The sequence below is a fragment of the Duganella sp. CF402 genome, assembly GCF_900109645.1.
GTDB lineage: Bacteria > Pseudomonadota > Gammaproteobacteria > Burkholderiales > Burkholderiaceae_D > Rugamonas.
Genome location: NZ_FOBG01000001.1, coordinates 924,362 through 939,925, shown reverse-complemented (window position 1 = coordinate 939,925; position 15,564 = coordinate 924,362). Strand labels below are relative to the sequence as shown.

The following is a 15,564-nucleotide window of genomic DNA, read 5'->3' as shown; positions in this document are numbered from 1 at the left end:
AAAAAGCCCCCGGCTGCCAACGGCAGCGCGGGGGCTGTGCATGTCAGGCGACAGTCAGCTGATTAGAAGCTGTAGTTGCCGGTCATGTAGAAGGTGCGGCCCATTGGATCGGCGTAGCGTGGATCGTAGCCAACCTGGTGGCCCGACGACGAACGCAGCGACAGCGGTGGATTGCGGTCAGCCAGGTTCTTCACGCCAGCGCGCAGCGCCAGCACTTTGCTGACTTGCCACTTGCCTTGCCAGTCGAAGGTCATGTACGACGGCACGTGGATACGCAGGGTTTCGCTCTTCAGGGTCGCCAGGTTGTAAGCGGTCGCTTTCGCATCGGTGTAGCCGTTACGGTAGTTGACGATCAGCGAGTTCGAGAACGCGCCGGTTTCCAGGGCGCTCGACAGGCGAACCACGTTGCGGAAGGCGACGTTATCGTCGATCCCGAAGGTGTTCATGCTGTTGGTCCATTTGTCCGCACTGCCCGGTTCGGTGTAATCCGATTTCATCAGATAGGTGCCGTTCAGGGTGTTGGTCCAGGTGCCGAAGCCAAACTTGTGGCGGTAGCCGGTTTCCCAGTCAATACCCTGATTGTGGGTCTGGCCGATGTTGATCGACAGGGTCTTCTTGGCCCACTCGGTCTGGCCGCTGCCTGGGTTCACGAAGGTGGTGAACAGCTGGCGGAACTGCACTGGATCATTGAAGATCTGCGCTTCCGACACCGACGACACGGCGTCGCGGATCTTCACATCCCACAGGTCAGCCTGGACGTACCAGGTGGTGCTCGGCTCGAAGCGGAAGCCGACGGTGTACTGCTTCGACTTCTCTGGCTTCAGGTTTTCGTTGCCGCCCGAAACCACGTAGTACTGGCTGCTGCCGGCGCGGCAGTAGGCCTGGTTTTCCGCAGCCAGATTGACCGGGCAAGGGTACGATGCCGAGGTGAAGCCGGCAGCCACCAGCGGCTGGCCGATATCGAGCATCGAAGGCGCCTTGAAGCCGGTGCCGTAGGAACCGCGCAGCAGGAACGACTGGGTAGGCTGCCAACGGGCCGACACTTTGTACGTGTTGGCCGTTTCCTTCTGGCCCATGTCGCGGTTCGCCAGGTTGTTCTTCACCGCTTCGATGGCGTCGTAACGCGCAGCGGCGGTGACGTCCAGCGACTTCACCACTGGCACGTTCAGCTCGCCGAACACGCCGTAGTTGTTCCGCTCCATGTCGTAGGCAGCCGAGGTGCTGAAACCGTAAATGTCCGACGAGGTGGCGTTCGGGGTCTGCTTGTAGTGGTAGTTGCGGTAGTCGCCGCCCACTGCAACCTGGACTGCGCCGGCCGGCAGCTGGAACACTTCACGCGAGGCGTGCGCATCGATCCCCTTCAGGGTGGTCGACGCTTCGCGGATCGAACCGTTGAAGACCGAGTTGGCGATCAGCGTCTTGGTGGCATCGCTTTGCTGGCCAGCTGGCAGGAACGGGTTGAACTGGTTATTGGCCAGCATGCTGCGGAAATCGGCGTTCTTGATGTAGCCGCCTTTATAGCGCTCGTCGATCGAGTTCTGCGACCAGGTCAGGCCGGTGCCGAAATTCCACGACCCGATCTCGCCTTCCGCGCCGACCACGAAGTTTTTCGACTCGGTGATGGTCTGGCTGTTGCGGGTGCCCCAGTCGTAGGTACGGTAGTTGATGACGGCCGCAGTCAGGTTGGCGTCCTGGAAGTCGCTCAGGTAGGGACGGACGTAGTTGTTGTACAGGTTCGAACCCTTGGCCACCGAGATCGAGGCGGTGTTCGGTGCGATACGCGCGGTCAGGTCATAGCGCGAGTACGCCGCTTCAGCGAACACGTCGATGCTGTCGGTGGCGCGCCAGGTGGCTTTGCCGAACAGGCTGTCACGACGGCTTTCCGGCACGATCTCGATGGTGGCGGTCGAATCGAAGCCGCAGTTCTGCGCGGTCGCGTTATTAGCGTACTGCGGACGCTGCATCGGACCGCAGTTGCCGTTGACGTTGAAGTACGGGTTGAAGGCGACCGACGAGGTCGAGGTCGGGGACTTGCCGTCCTTGTAGGTGGCGGTCACGTTGCCCGGGACCGAGGAGTTGCTCGAACGGTCCCAGATGTAGTTGTTGCCGTTCCAGCTGAATGGACGGAACGAGGTGTTGGCGAACGAACGGTCGGTCGCTTTGACCTGGCTTTGCTCGTCGTGACGCATCGACAGCATGACGTTGTAGCGGTTCTCTTCCAGGTCGCCGAAGCCGTAGGTGGCGCTGAAGTTGCTGCTGTCGCCGGCGTGGCTCTTGCCAGGCTGGGACAGGGTGGCTTCGATCGAGCCGCCTTGCAGGTTTTTCTTCAGGATGAAGTTGATCACGCCGGCAATCGCGTCCGAGCCGTACAGGGCCGAAGCGCCGTCGGTCAGGATTTCGACGCGCTCAACCGCGCTCATCGGAATGGCGTTCAGGTTGATCGCGGAGCCCGAGCCTTGCGGCGCGATGCGGCGGCCGTTCAGCAGCACCAGGGTGTAGCTTTCGCCGATGTTGTGGATCGAAGCGGACACACGGCCGCCCGAGTTGGAGCCGGCTGCAACAGCGGCAATGGTGAAACCTTGCATCGAAGGCAGCGCCTGGATCAGGTCGGCCACGGTGGCGGCGCCGGTCTTGGCGATCTGCTCTTGCGTCAGGCGCTGCACTGGCAGTGCGCCTTCGACGTTGATACGTTTGATCGCCGAACCGGTGATCTCAACTTTCTGGATCTGCTCGTCCGCATAAGCGTGACCAGCAAACACGGCCGAACCGGCCAACAGGCTCAGGGCAACACGCACCGAGCGCACGCCAATTTTTTCTTGCAATACCATTAATACTCCCGAGATGACATAAAAATCGAGAGCAAGACGGTCCATCCCAGACAACTGGCAACATCGGCTGGGGCAAAGCACAACAACCTGGTAGTTCAGTGGTCGAAGGGGCAGCGTTTGCTCTTCGATAAACTTATTATCGCGGGAACGCGACACAGTTTGATACATTTGTGAATGAAATATTCAACAACGATCATGTGTTCGGTTAATTTTAATTTCCACGAAATTTAATTCCTTTACGTGGAATATTTTCATAAAATAAAACGTCGCAATTTTACAACGGCAAAATAAATAAAAATCAATAATTATTCATGTTGCAATAAAACATCACCCAAGCCAACAAAAAAAAAGGCGCTGCCGGAGACCCGGTAGCGCCCTGATTTTGCCGAAGGAACTCGGTTAATCGGCAGCTTGCTCGGCTTCGGCCGGCCAGTCGCGGATATAGGCTTTCAGCATGCGGTTTTCGAAGCTTTGCGCTTCCAGCACTGCACGCGCCACGTCGTAGAAGGAAATCACGCCGAGAATGGTCTTGGCGTTCATCACCGGCAGGTAGCGCGCGTGCTTTTCCAGCATGATGCGGCGCACTTCGTTGACGTCGGTATCGGGCGTGACGGTAATCGGGTGGTCTTCCATGTGCTTGCGCACCGTGCCGGCGCCGACATTGCCCTGGTTCTCGTGCAACGCGCGCAGCACTTCGCGGAAGGTCAGCATGCCGACCAGATCGCCGAACTCCATGACGACCAGCGAACCGATGTCCTTCTCGGCCATCGTGTTGGCGGCATCGGCCAGGGGTTGATCTGGAGAGATGGTGTAAAGGATCGAGCCTTTAACTTGGAGAATTTCCGATACTTTCATTTTGGGCCGTCCTTCCGCTGATATACGCTCTGTGAATGGGAGTTCTAATTGTTGTAGCCTTTGTTGCGAATGTAGCCTATGCCCGGCAAAAAAGCCAGTGATATGGATAAGCAAAACATAACATTGTTGTGGCACTGTTGCCACGCTGGTTTTCACGGTAGGATGGCCGCAAAAACAGGAGACGACAATGCAGCTGGTGTTCATCCACGGCGCCCTCAACGACCATCGTGTGTGGGCGGCGCAAAGCAGCTATTTCAAGGAGCGCGGCTATCCGGTGCTGGCGGTGGACCTGCCGGGCCACGGCAACACCGCACCGGCGCTGGCTAGCGTACCGGAGATGGCCGAATGGCTGCTGGCGGCGCTCGATGCGGCGGGCGTCACGCAGGCAGCGCTGGTGGGCCACAGCATGGGCTCCCTGATCGCGCTCGAAGCAGCATCCCGCGCGCCGCAACGCGTCACGCACCTCGCCCTGCTGGGCTCAACCTACCCGATGAAAGTGGCCGATGCGCTGCTGGACACCGCGCGCGACGACGAAGCGAAAGCCATCAACATGGTCACCAAGTGGTCGCACAGCCCAGGCTATGCGGACACCGAACCACTGCGCCAGCTGATGCTGCGGCTCGCGGGCAAACAACTGCTGCACACCGACCTAGCCGCCTGCAACAACTACGCGGGCGGCCAAACCGCAGCGGCTTTATTGCGCTGCCCCACCCTGTTCATCTTCGGCACGAACGACGTCATGACGCCCCCCAAATCCGCATCCGCCCTCGCCGCTGCCATCCCGCAAGCCCAAACCATCACACTAGCAAGCGGCCACGCTTTGATGACCGAGCAAGCCGACGCCGTCAACGAGGCCCTGCTGGCACTTATCGGCAGTCGATAGGACCGAAGTGGTCGGCGAGGGTCTTGCCGAGGCCTGCTTCGACGGCGCTTTCCACTTCACGGGCGAGGGACGCGGCGTCGTGCGCGGCTTGCAGGTCGCGTTCGTCATCGCTGTCCGCCACCACGCCGGCATTGAGCGGCATGCCGGCGAAGACGAACAAGCGGTAGACGTCGGCCAGCGTCAGCTTGTCGACGTTGGCGAGGATGACCCAGTGGTCGGAGCCCTCGCTCACGCGCTTGCCCCACTGGACGCGCGGCGGCGTGGCCACCGCCACACGCCCCACCCAGCCTTCCGCCATCATGCGTTCCAGCAGATTGTCCATTTCATCGAAGCCGAGGCGGGTGCGGGCGCGGATCTGGCCGGCGCTGACCAAGGCGGTGTCGCCGCACTTGCAGGCCACGTGCAGCACTTTGAGGATCGCCATCGCGTCGACAAACTCGCCGCCCGGCTGCGCCTCGTGCCACCAGCGTTCGTACTTCACCACCGGCAGCGCGGCCACCAGCAAGGCGCCGAACAAGGTGATCAGCCACGATAAGTACACCCACAGCAGGAACAGCGGTACCGCCGCCAGCGCGCCGTAGATCTTGGAATAGGTCGGGAACTGGGTAATGAAAATCGCGAAGCCGCGCTTGGCCAGCTCGAACGCGAGACCGGCCACCAATCCGCCCCAGGCCGCATCGCGCCAGTCCACATCGCGATTCGGCACCGCCACGTACAGCAGCGTGAAGGTGGCCGTGGTCAGCGCCAGCGACAGCACGGTGTAGATCAGCGCCCCCAGCACCGGCACGTGGCCGACCAGATCGCTGGTGGCCATGAACACTTGCGAGGACAGCGTCAGCGACACGCCGATCAGCAAAGGGCCGAGCGTAATCAAGGCCCAGTAGACAAGGATACGCTTGCTCCAGCTGCGCTGGCCGCGCACGCGCCAGATGCGGTTGAAGACGCGTTCGATCAGGTTCATCATCGCGATCGAAGTCACGATCAGCATCACCGCCCCCACCGCCGACAAGCGCGTGGCCTTGGCCGCGAACATGGTCAGGTAGTTAAGGATGGGGCCCGAAATCGATTTCGGCATCACACTCTGCGCGAAGTACGCTTCCAGCGTCTGGCGCAGCGTGGTGAACATCGGGAAGGTGGTGAATATCGCCAGTGCGATGGTCAGCAGCGGCACCAGCGCGAACACGGTAGTGAAGGTCAGACTGCCGGCGATCTGCGGCAGGCTCTCTTCGCGCAGGCGCCGATGAGCAAACAGGAACAGGTCCCGCACTTCGGGCCAGGACAGGGAACGCGCTGTCTCCCAGCCGCTTTTGCAGCTACGGACAACATACTGGGCAAACCATTGGAGATATTTTTCGTACATGGGGCGTATCGTATTACAACAGTGGCAATGATGCCACCTGCTAAAGCGCCCTATAATAACGCCGATGAACTCTCTGACTATTCTCGTTTTGTTTTATTCCCGTCACGGCGCCACGCGCAAGCTGGCCGAGTTGATCGCCCAGGGCATTGAGAGCGTGCCGGGCTGCGACGCGCGCCTGCGCACCGTGCCGGCCGTCTCCACCGTCACCGAGGCCACCGAGCCGGAAGTGCCGGCCGACGGCGCGCCTTATGTGGAGCTGGAAGACTTGACCGAGTGCGCCGGCATCGCAGTCGGCTCGCCTACCCGCTTCGGCAATATGGCCTCGGCCATGAAGTATTTTTGGGACGGCACCGCCAGCCAATGGCTGTCCGGCGCGCTGGCGGGCAAGCCTGCTTGCGTGTTCACCTCCACCGGCAGCCTGCACGGCGGCCAGGAATCCACGCTGCTGTCGATGATGATCCCGCTGTTCCATCACGGCCTGATGGTGCTCGGCCTGCCGTACACTAATCCTGAACTGATGACCACAGCCAGCGGCGGCACGCCCTATGGCGCCAGCCACTGGTCCGGCCTCGATGGCAAGAAGGTCATCACCGAAGACGAGAAACGCCTCGCCATCGCACTGGGCAAGCGGCTGGCCGAAACCGCAGTCAAATTACACGGATAAGCGTCATGGAAACCACAATGCAAAAATATTTTCACTGGGGCGCGATGGGCAGCCTGGTGACACTGATTCTCTGGTGTGTGTTGTGGGAGATGGTGCTGGCGCCGCTGAAACCGGGCGGTTCGTGGCTGGTGCTGAAGGCTGCGCCACTGCTGCTGCCGCTGTACGGCGTCTACAAGCGCGATATCTACACGCTACAGTGGACGTCGATGATGATCCTGCTCTACTTCACCGAAGGCGTGGTGCGCGGATGGAGCGACACCGGCAGCCTGTCGGCCTGGCTGGGCTGGGGCGAAGCGGCGGTGGTCTGCGTGTACTTTGTGTGCGCGGTGCTGTACCTCCGTCCTTACAAGCGCGCCGCCAGGAAGATGGCCAGGGAGCTGCTCGAAAAGGTGAAGGTCAACACGGTTAAATGATGGACTTCCTCACGCAATGCCGCGCCGCCATCGGTGAGCAGTATGTGCTCGATACGCCGGACGGCATGGCGCCCTTCCTCACCGACCAGCGCGGACGCTTTACCGGCAAGGCGCTGGCGGTGCTGCGTCCCGGTTCCGTGGAGGAAGTGGCGGCGCTGGTGCGCGCTTGCGCCGAACATCGCGTAGGGCTGGTGCCGCAAGGCGGCAATACGGGACTGGTGCTGGGCAGCGTGCCCGATGCCAGCGGCGCGCAGGTGGTGCTGTCGCTGGCGCGGCTGAACCGCATTCGCCAGGTCGACCCGGTCAACCGCACCATGACGGTGGATGCGGGCTGCATACTTCAACATATCCAGGAAGCGGCGGCCGCCGAGGGCTGCTTGTTCCCGCTGTCGCTGGCAGCGGAAGGCAGCTGCACTATCGGCGGCAATCTCGCCACCAATGCGGGCGGCACTGCGGTTCTGCGCTACGGGAACACGCGCGAGTTGTGCCTCGGGCTGGAAATCGTCACGCCGCAGGGCGAGATCTGGAGCGGCTTGCGCGGCCTGCGCAAGGACAATACCGGCTACGATTTGCGCGACCTGTTCATCGGCGCGGAAGGCACGCTGGGCATCATCACCGGCGCGGTGCTCAAGCTCTATCCGCAGCCCAAGGCCTGCATCACGGCGCTGGCGGCGCTGCCCTCGCCTGCGCATGCGCAGCAGCTGCTGGTGCTGATGCAAGATCATTGCGGGTCCAGCCTGACCGGCTTTGAGCTGATGTCGCGCTACTGCCTTGAACTGGTGGCGCAGCAGTTCCCACAGTTGCCGCGTCCTTTCGCCGGGCCGCATGCGCAGTACGTGCTGCTGGAATTGTCGAGCAGCGAGTCGGAGCAGCATGCGGTCGGGCTGCTGGAACGCGCCATCGGGGCAGCGCTGGAACGCGCTGCGATCGATGATGCGGTGGTGGCGACGTCGGTCGCGCAATCGGCTGGCTTGTGGCAGCTGCGCGAGCATATTCCGCTGGCGCAGGCCAAGGCGGGCAAGAACATCAAGCACGATATTTCGCTGCCGGTGTCGCGCATTGCGGACTTTATTGCGGCTACCGAGCCGTTGCTGGATGCGGCCTTCCCCGGCTGCCAGCTGGTGTGCTTCGGCCATCTGGGCGATGGCAACCTGCATTTCAACGTTGCGCCGCCGGCGGGCGTGTCGAACGAGGACTTCCTGCGGAATCAGGATCAGGTCAACCGCGTGGTGCACGATAGCGTGGCGGCGTTCGGCGGTTCGATTTCGGCAGAACATGGCATCGGTGCGTTGAAGCGCAATGAATTGGCGCGCTATAAATCGCCGGTAGAACTCAATATGATGCGAGCCATCAAAGCGGCCTTGGATCCGCTGGGTATTATGAATCCCGGTAAAATCCTTTGAGCGAGGCTGAGATGAATATCCTGATCGTTGCGGCGCTGGCGGGCGCTGTCTACAAATGTACGGTGGACGGCAAGGTCACTTACAGCGATTCGCCTTGCGCTGCCGGCGCCAGCGTGGTGCTGGAAACGCCAGCCGCGCCGCCGGCCGATCCTGCCGCAGGCGCCGCACTGCGCAACCAGCAAAAGCAAGCCGACACGCTGCAGAAGTCGCGGCTCAAGCGCGAAGAGCGTGAGGAGCGCGAAGCCGCTCGCGAAGCAAAAGACGCCGCCGTGCAGCGCAAAAAGTGCGATCAGCTCAAGCTGAAGAAACGCTGGGCCGACGAAGACGCCCGCCGCGCCACCGGCTCCGCCACCGAAACCGCCCGCCTGCGCGCCCATCGCGCCGGCGAAGCAATGGCGCTGGAGTGCCCGCGCTGATGCACGTCCATGCGCCGCCAGCCACGCCGCCCGCGCCGGCCATCGCGAGCGCGCCTTCCGTGTCGATGCGCCGCTTGTCGCGCTGGCTCCTGCTGGGAGAGTGGCGCACACATCCGGTGCGGGCGCTGGTGGCGATTGCCGCTATCGCGGTCGGCATCTCGCTCGGCTTCGCCATCCATCTGATTAACGCGGCCGCCTTCAACGAGTTCTCGGCCGCTGTGAAAAGCCTGTCCGGCGTCGCCGACATCCAGGTGCGCGGCAGCGAGGCGTTCTTCGATGAAGCAATCTACCCGACACTGGCGCAGCGCGATGGCGTGGTGGTCGCCTCGCCGGTATTGGAATTCGACGCCTCCGTGCCCGGCCAGCGCACCGCCCTCAAGATCATCGGTGTAGACGCTTTCCGCGCCAGCTACGTCTCGCCCGACCTGCTAGGCACGCCCGCTGACGGCCGCCTTGAAGACACACTCGCCGACGACGCCCTGTTCCTCTCCCCCGCCGCCCAGCAATGGCTGCAGTCGAAGAACGGCGCGATTGCGCTACAAGTCGGCACCAATCAACTCACCCTGCGCGTGGCCGGCCCAATGCCTGGCGCGCGCGCAGGCCAGCGCATCGCCGTGATGGATATCGGAGCCGCCCAATGGCGCTTCGAAAAACTCGGCCAGCTTTCACGTATCGATCTCAAACTGCGCGATGGCGTCAACCGCGAAACCTTCAAGGCCCAGCTGCAGCAGGACCTGCAACGCCAGTACCCCGGCCGCTTCCGCGTCAATCAGCCCAACGACGAAGAACAGAACAACCGCAACGAAGGCATGAGCCGTGCTTACCGGGTCAACCTGACCGTGCTGGCATTGGTGGCGCTGTTCACCGGCGCCTTCCTCGTGTTCTCCACGCAGGCGCTGTCCGTGATCCGTCGCCGCAGCCAGTTCGCGCTGCTGCGCGTGCTGGGCATGGACCGCCATCGCCTGCTGCGCCAGATTTTGCTCGAAGGCCTGTGCCTGGGCGTGGCCGGATCGGCCATCGGCATCGCAGCCGGCTACGGCATGGCCGCGACCGCGCTGCATTTCATGGGCGCAGACCTTGGCGCCGGCTTCTTCTCCGGCGTGCGCCCGGCGGTGCACTTCACACCGGTGGCCGCCGCCGTCTACTTCGCGCTCGGCGTCGCCGTCGCCTTGCTGGGCTGCGCCGCGCCGGCGCTGGACGCGGCCCGCGCCAAGCCCGCCGTCGCGCTCAAATCCGGTAGCGAGGAAGCCGCTATGTCCCGTCTCGCGCGCGCCTGGCCATCGCTGTTGCTGATGGCATTGGCCGCGCTGCTATCGCAAGCGCCGCCGGTCTTCGAGCTGCCGCTGTTCGGCTACCTGTCGATTGCGCTGCTACTGATCGGCGCCATCGGCCTGATGCCGCGCCTTGCGGCCGTCGTGTTCCGCTTTGCTCACCGGCGCTGGAGCGCGGCCACGGCGACGCATCCGCAAGCCTCCGCAGTGGTGACGCTGACCTTGGCGCGGCTCGCCAACGCCTCCAGCCAGGCCGGCATTGCGCTCGGCGGCGTGCTGTCCAGCTTTAGCCTGATGGTGGCGATGGCCATCATGGTCGCGAGTTTCCGCGTGTCGCTGGATGACTGGCTGCTGCACATCCTGCCGGCCGATATCTACGTCGGCACCGCCAGCGGCGGCGCGACGGCGGGCCTGCGACCACAGGAACAGACCGCGCTGGCCGCACTGCCCGGCGTCGACAATGCAGACTTCCTGCGCACGCGCAGCTTGTCGCTGGCGCCAGACCGGCCGCCGGTCGTGCTCATGGCGCGCAATGTCGATGCGGCCCATCCTGACCGCACGCTGGCCATCGTCGGCGAAACGCGCGCGCCTGCGCCGGGCACGCGGCCAGTGTGGGTATCGGAAGCGATGGTGGATTTGTACGGCATGCAGGTTGGCCAGCGCATCGAGCTGCCGCTCAACGGCGCGCAGCACGCATTCCAGGTGGCCGGCGTCTGGCGCGACTATGCGCGGCCGACCGGCACTATCCAGATGCGATTGAGCGACTACCGTGCCATCACCGCCGACCGGGACGCGAGCGGCGTGGCGCTGTCGCTCAAGCCGGGCGCCAAGGCGGAGGACACGCTGGCCGCGCTCAAGCGGCTGCCGTTTGCCGCGCTGCTGGAAGCCAGCGAGCCGTCCGAGATCCGCGCCATGAGCATGAAGATTTTCGACCGCAGCTTCGCCATCACCTATTTGCTGGAAGCGATCGCCATCGTCATCGGCCTGCTCGGCGTGGCCGCGACCTTCTCGGCGCAAACGCTGGCGCGGGCAAAGGAGTTCGGCATGCTGCGCCACGTCGGCGTCACCCGCAAGCAAGTGCTGGCGATACTGGCGATTGAAGGCGGCTCGCTGACCGCGCTCGGCATCGTCACAGGTTTTGTGCTGGGATGGGTGATTAGCCTGATTCTGGTTTTTGTCGTCAATCCGCAATCGTTCCACTGGACCATGCAACTGCACCTGCCTTGGCCGCTGCTGGGCGGCGTGGCCGGCCTGCTGCTGGCCGCCGCCGCGCTCACCGCGCTGCTGGCCGGCCGCCAGTCGCTGTCCGGCGGACCGATACGCGCCGTCAGGGAGGACTGGTAATGCTGCGTCGCCTGCTATCCCGCGCCGCGCACGCGGCCACCGCCATCGCCATCGCGCTCGCAGCCACCGTCACGTTGCAGGTCCGCGCGGCCGGGCCGCAATTCACCGCCGTCACGCCACTGCCGCCCGGCGCCGCGCTGACCTTCCCCAAGGACTACGGCGCCCATCCTGACTACAAAACCGAATGGTGGTACGTCACCGGCTGGGTCAACACGCCGGATGGCAAGCCGCTCGGTTTCCAGGTCACCTTCTTCCGCAGCGCCAGTGGCCATGACCGCGCCAATCCCAGCCAGTTCGCGCCCAAGCAGCTGATCATCGGCCACGCCGCGCTGTCCGATCCGGCCAACGGCAAGCTGCTGCACGACCAGCGCAGCGCGCGCGAAGGCTTCGGCCTGTCCTACGCCAAAACCGGCGACACCAACGTCAAGCTGGAAGACTGGCACATGTTGCGCGCCGCCGATGGCAGCTACACCGTCCATGTCGACAGCGCACAGTTCAAATTTGATATCACACTGGCGTCTTCGCAGCCAGTGCTGCCCGAGGACGACCGTGGCTACTCGCGCAAAGGCCCGCGCCCCGGCCAGGCCAGCTACTACTACAGCGAGCCGCACCTGAAAGTTAGCGGAAATGTCACACGCAACGGCAAACCCACTGCCGTCACCGGCGCCGCATGGCTAGACCACGAATGGTTCAGCGAGTACGTCGATCCGAACGCCAACGGCTGGGATTGGGTCGGCGCCAACCTCAATGACGGCGGTGCGCTGATGGCTTTCCAGATCCGCAGCAAGACAGGTGCTAAACTATGGGCGCACGCGACATGGCGCGATGCTTCCGGTAAGATCACGCAGTTTGCCCCGGAACAGGTCACATTTACCCCGCAAAGGCGCTGGCGATCGCCGCGCACCAATGCCGAGTATCCCGTTGCGACCCAGCTCACCACCGGCAGCGCCGTGTGGGACCTCGTGCCTTTGCAGGACGATCAGGAGCTGGATTCGCGCCGCTCGACCGGTGCGGTGTACTGGGAAGGTGCGGTGACCGTGAACCGGGACGGCAAGCCGGCCGGCCGCGCCTATCTGGAATTGACCGGCTATGTGAGTCCGATGAAGTTGTAAGAACAATAGTAAGAACAATATAAAGCAGCACCAATCGTCAACATCAGCATAACAACGCAACCGCAGCCACACGATGACCAACAGCACCACCGCCAGCACGATGTCCGCAGCCGCACCGTCCACCAGCCGGGAACTCAAGAAAGGCAGCCTCGCCACCCTGCGCGGCCTGCTGCCCTTCCTCGCTCCCTACAAAAAGCGCTTCGCCGTTGCCGGCATCGCGCTGCTGGTGGCTGCCGGCGCCACGCTGGCGATACCGGCCGCGTTCAAACAGATGATCGACCTTGGCTTCGGCGGCGGTGCGCGCAGCATCCAGCATGTGGATCTGGTGTTCCTGGCGCTGTTCGGCCTCGCCACCATCCTGGCGCTGGCGACGGCGGCGCGTTTTTACAGCGTGTCCTGGCTGGGCGAGCGCGTAACGGCCGACATCCGTGCCGCCGTGTACCGGCACGTGGTCACGCAAAGCCCGGAATTCTTTGAAACCACGCAGACCGGCGAAGTCCTGTCGCGCATCACCACCGACACCACGCTGATTCAGTCCGTGGTCGGCACCAGCATCTCGATGGCGCTGCGGAATATGCTGCTGTTTATCGGCGGCCTGGTGATGCTGTTCGTGACCAGTCCTAAACTGTCGGCCATCATCATCGGCCTGCTGATTTTGACCGTGCTGCCGATCGTGATGTTCGGCCGCCGCGTGCGCAAGCTGTCGCGCGATTCGCAGGACCGCGTGGCCGACGCCTCCGCAATGGCCGGCGAAATCCTCAACGCCATGCCGACCGTGCAGGCCTTCACCCACGAAAAAATCGAATCGCAGCGTTTCGGCGGCTCGGTCGAAGGCGCGTTCCAGACCGCGATGAACCGTATCCGCGCCCGCGCCATCCTGACCATGCTGGCGATTGTGCTGGTGTTCGGCGCCATCGTGTTCGTGCTGTGGCTCGGCGCGCACGCCGTGCTGTCGGGCGAAATGACCGGTGGCGACCTCGGTCAGTTCATCCTGTACGCCTCCATTACGGCGGGCGCCATCGGTGCTCTGTCGGAAGTGATGGGCGAAGCGCAGCGTGCCGCCGGCGCCACCGAGCGCTTGCTGGAACTGATGTCGGTGAAATCCAAGATCCAATCGCCAGCCGTGCCGCTGCCACTGCCGCCGCGTGCGGCCAACGGCGCGGCGCTGACGCTGAGCGACGTGGTGTTTTCCTACCCTTCGCGTCCCGAAACCCATGCGCTGAGCCACCTCGCGCTGGATATCAAGCCCGGTGAAACGGTGGCCGTGGTCGGCCCCTCCGGCGCCGGCAAGACCACCCTGTTCCAGCTGTTCCTGCGCTTCTACGATCCGCAAAGCGGCAGCATCAAGCTGGATGGCGTCGATATCACGCAGCTGGACCTGCACACGCTGCGCGGCGCCATCGGCATCGTGCCGCAGGATACGGTGATCTTCTCGGCCAACGCGATGGAAAACATCCGCTACGGCCGCGCCGATGCGAGCGACGAAGAAGTGATCGCCGCCGCCAGGCTGGCTGCTGCCCACGAATTCATCGAACGCCTGCCGCAGGGCTACCAATCCTTCCTCGGTGAGCGCGGCGTGCGCCTGTCTGGCGGCCAGCGTCAACGTATCGCGATTGCGCGCGCTCTGCTGAAAAACCCGCCGTTGCTGCTGCTGGACGAAGCCACCAGCGCGCTGGATGCGGAATCGGAACGACTGGTGCAGAAGGCGCTGGAAGCGGCGATGGTCGGCCGCACCACCGTCATCATCGCGCACCGTCTGGCGACCGTGCAGCGCGCGGACCGCATCATCGTGATGGAAGACGGTAAAATCGTCGAAACCGGCACCCATAAATCGCTGGTGGCGCTGGGCGGCATCTACGCCAACCTGGCGGCCCTGCAGTTCCACAACGTGCACGTGGAGCATTGAGCGTATCTTTCAGGAGCACGCCATGACCGACGCAGAATTGAAGCAACGCTGCCGCCAGCACTTGCCGGGCCATCGCGTCCTCACGCCCGCCGAATTGTTCGCGGCGATGGGCGACTGGTGCCAGGCCCGCGACGTCGCGCATGATGTCTACGGCAGCGGCGCGCTGATACAGGAATTCGAGCAGAAGATCGCACGGCTGCTGGGCTTTGAGGCGGCGGTGTTCTGCATCACCGGCACCATGACGCAGGCGACCGCGCTGCGCATCGCCTGCGCGGAACGCGGCAGCAAGCTGGTGGCGCTGCATCCGAGCTCGCACATTTTGAAGCACGAGCGTGGCAACCATCAGCTATTCGACCATTTCCATGCGCTGCAGATCGGCGATCCGCATCGGCCGTGGACGCTGGACGAACTGCGAGGCATCCCGGACAAACTCGGCGCGGTATCGCTGGAACTGCCGGCGCGCGAGATTGGCGGCCAATGCCCGGACTGGGACGAACTGTCGGCCATCAAGCAGTATGTGCGCGAGCAAGGGGCGCACCTGCACATGGACGGCGCGCGCTTGTGGGAAACGGCTGCGGCGTATGGCCGGCCAGCGAGCGAGATCGCGGCAGGCTTCGACAGCGTGTACGTCTCGCTGTACAAGGGCATCGGCGGCATGGGCGGCGCGATGCTGGCCGGTAGCGCGGCCTTTGTCGCCAAGGCGCAGGAGTGGTTCCGCCGCCAGGGCGGCAACGTGTATCATCGCACGCCTTACGTGGTGGCTGCGGCCATGCAGTTCGATGCGCGGCTGGCGGCCATGCCCGATTATTTCAAACGCACGCAATGGCTGTATGATGCACTGCGCGATTTTCCGCTGCTGACGCCGAATCCGGCGCAGCCGCAAGCCAATATGCTGCATCTGCATCTGCCGGTGAGCCGTGAACGCGCGCTGGAGATCCGCAATCGCTTCGCCGAGCAGCACAGCGTGTGGCTGTTCAATGGCGCCAGTCATGCCGCGCTGCCGGGGCGCTGCTCGGTCGAACTGTACATCGGCGACAACCTGCTGCATATGCCGGACCAGCGCATACGCGAAATTTTGACCTTGTGGTCTGCCGCGCTGGCCAACTAAT

At 63.5% G+C, this 15,564-nt stretch carries 12 protein-coding genes; 9 read left to right on the top strand and 3 right to left on the bottom strand.

Annotated features, from left to right (window positions below):
- Nucleotides 1-62 precede the first annotated feature (62 nt).
- Both BMZ70_RS04300 and BMZ70_RS04295 read right to left on the bottom strand, forming a co-directional pair.
- On the bottom strand, nt 63-2,828 hold the full coding sequence (locus BMZ70_RS04300; protein WP_092270372.1) for a TonB-dependent receptor: 2,766 nt from the start codon (nt 2,826-2,828) through the stop codon (nt 63-65).
- Between the two features lie 399 nt (nt 2,829-3,227).
- Nucleotides 3,228-3,683: a CBS domain-containing protein gene (locus BMZ70_RS04295; protein WP_092270369.1), complete on the bottom strand. Its 456-nt coding sequence runs from the start codon at nt 3,681-3,683 to the stop codon at nt 3,228-3,230.
- Nucleotides 3,684-3,870: 187 nt separating this feature from the next.
- On the opposite strand from BMZ70_RS04295, the gene BMZ70_RS04290 reads away from it, so the two are divergent.
- On the top strand, nt 3,871-4,566 hold the full coding sequence (locus tag BMZ70_RS04290) for an alpha/beta fold hydrolase (RefSeq protein ID WP_092270366.1): 696 nt from the start codon (nt 3,871-3,873) through the stop codon (nt 4,564-4,566).
- On the opposite strand, the gene BMZ70_RS04285 is transcribed toward BMZ70_RS04290, so the two are convergent.
- The gene (locus tag BMZ70_RS04285; protein WP_092270363.1) at nt 4,550-5,926 is read right to left on the bottom strand and encodes a YihY family inner membrane protein; all 1,377 of its coding nucleotides are present in this window, start codon (nt 5,924-5,926) and stop codon (nt 4,550-4,552) included. The genes BMZ70_RS04290 and BMZ70_RS04285 overlap by 17 nt on opposite strands.
- A 64-nt stretch (nt 5,927-5,990) precedes the next feature.
- Between BMZ70_RS04285 and wrbA the strand changes: the two genes are divergently transcribed.
- From wrbA to BMZ70_RS04245, 8 genes are all read left to right on the top strand, one after another.
- Nucleotides 5,991-6,590, top strand: coding sequence for an NAD(P)H:quinone oxidoreductase (gene wrbA / locus BMZ70_RS04280; RefSeq protein WP_092270359.1), 600 nt, complete (start codon nt 5,991-5,993; stop codon nt 6,588-6,590).
- Between the two features lie 5 nt (nt 6,591-6,595).
- The gene (locus BMZ70_RS04275) at nt 6,596-7,003 is read left to right on the top strand and encodes a DUF2069 domain-containing protein (RefSeq protein WP_092270357.1); all 408 of its coding nucleotides are present in this window, start codon (nt 6,596-6,598) and stop codon (nt 7,001-7,003) included.
- Entirely contained in the window at nt 7,000-8,406 is a 1,407-nt protein-coding gene (locus BMZ70_RS04270; protein ID WP_092270354.1) for an FAD-binding oxidoreductase, read from the top strand. Before BMZ70_RS04275 ends, BMZ70_RS04270 begins: the two co-directional genes overlap by 4 nt.
- 11 nt (nt 8,407-8,417) lie before the next feature.
- Nucleotides 8,418-8,822 carry a DUF4124 domain-containing protein gene (locus tag BMZ70_RS04265; RefSeq protein WP_092270351.1) on the top strand — a complete coding sequence of 135 codons (405 nt, stop codon included), beginning with the start codon at nt 8,418-8,420 and terminating at the stop codon, nt 8,820-8,822.
- Between the two features lie 65 nt (nt 8,823-8,887).
- Nucleotides 8,888-11,437, top strand: a complete 2,550-nt coding sequence (locus BMZ70_RS04260; protein ID WP_092277547.1) for an FtsX-like permease family protein — start codon at nt 8,888-8,890, stop codon at nt 11,435-11,437.
- Nucleotides 11,437-12,549, top strand: coding sequence for a lipocalin-like domain-containing protein (locus BMZ70_RS04255; protein WP_092270348.1), 1,113 nt, complete (start codon nt 11,437-11,439; stop codon nt 12,547-12,549). Before BMZ70_RS04260 ends, BMZ70_RS04255 begins: the two co-directional genes overlap by 1 nt.
- 73 nt (nt 12,550-12,622) lie before the next feature.
- Complete coding sequence (locus tag BMZ70_RS04250; protein WP_092270345.1) at nt 12,623-14,455, top strand: ABC transporter transmembrane domain-containing protein; 1,833 nt, start codon at nt 12,623-12,625, stop codon at nt 14,453-14,455.
- A 22-nt stretch (nt 14,456-14,477) separates the two neighbouring features.
- Nucleotides 14,478-15,563, top strand: coding sequence for a threonine aldolase family protein (locus BMZ70_RS04245; RefSeq protein ID WP_092270342.1), 1,086 nt, complete (start codon nt 14,478-14,480; stop codon nt 15,561-15,563).
- The last annotated feature ends 1 nt before the right edge of the window (nt 15,564 follow it).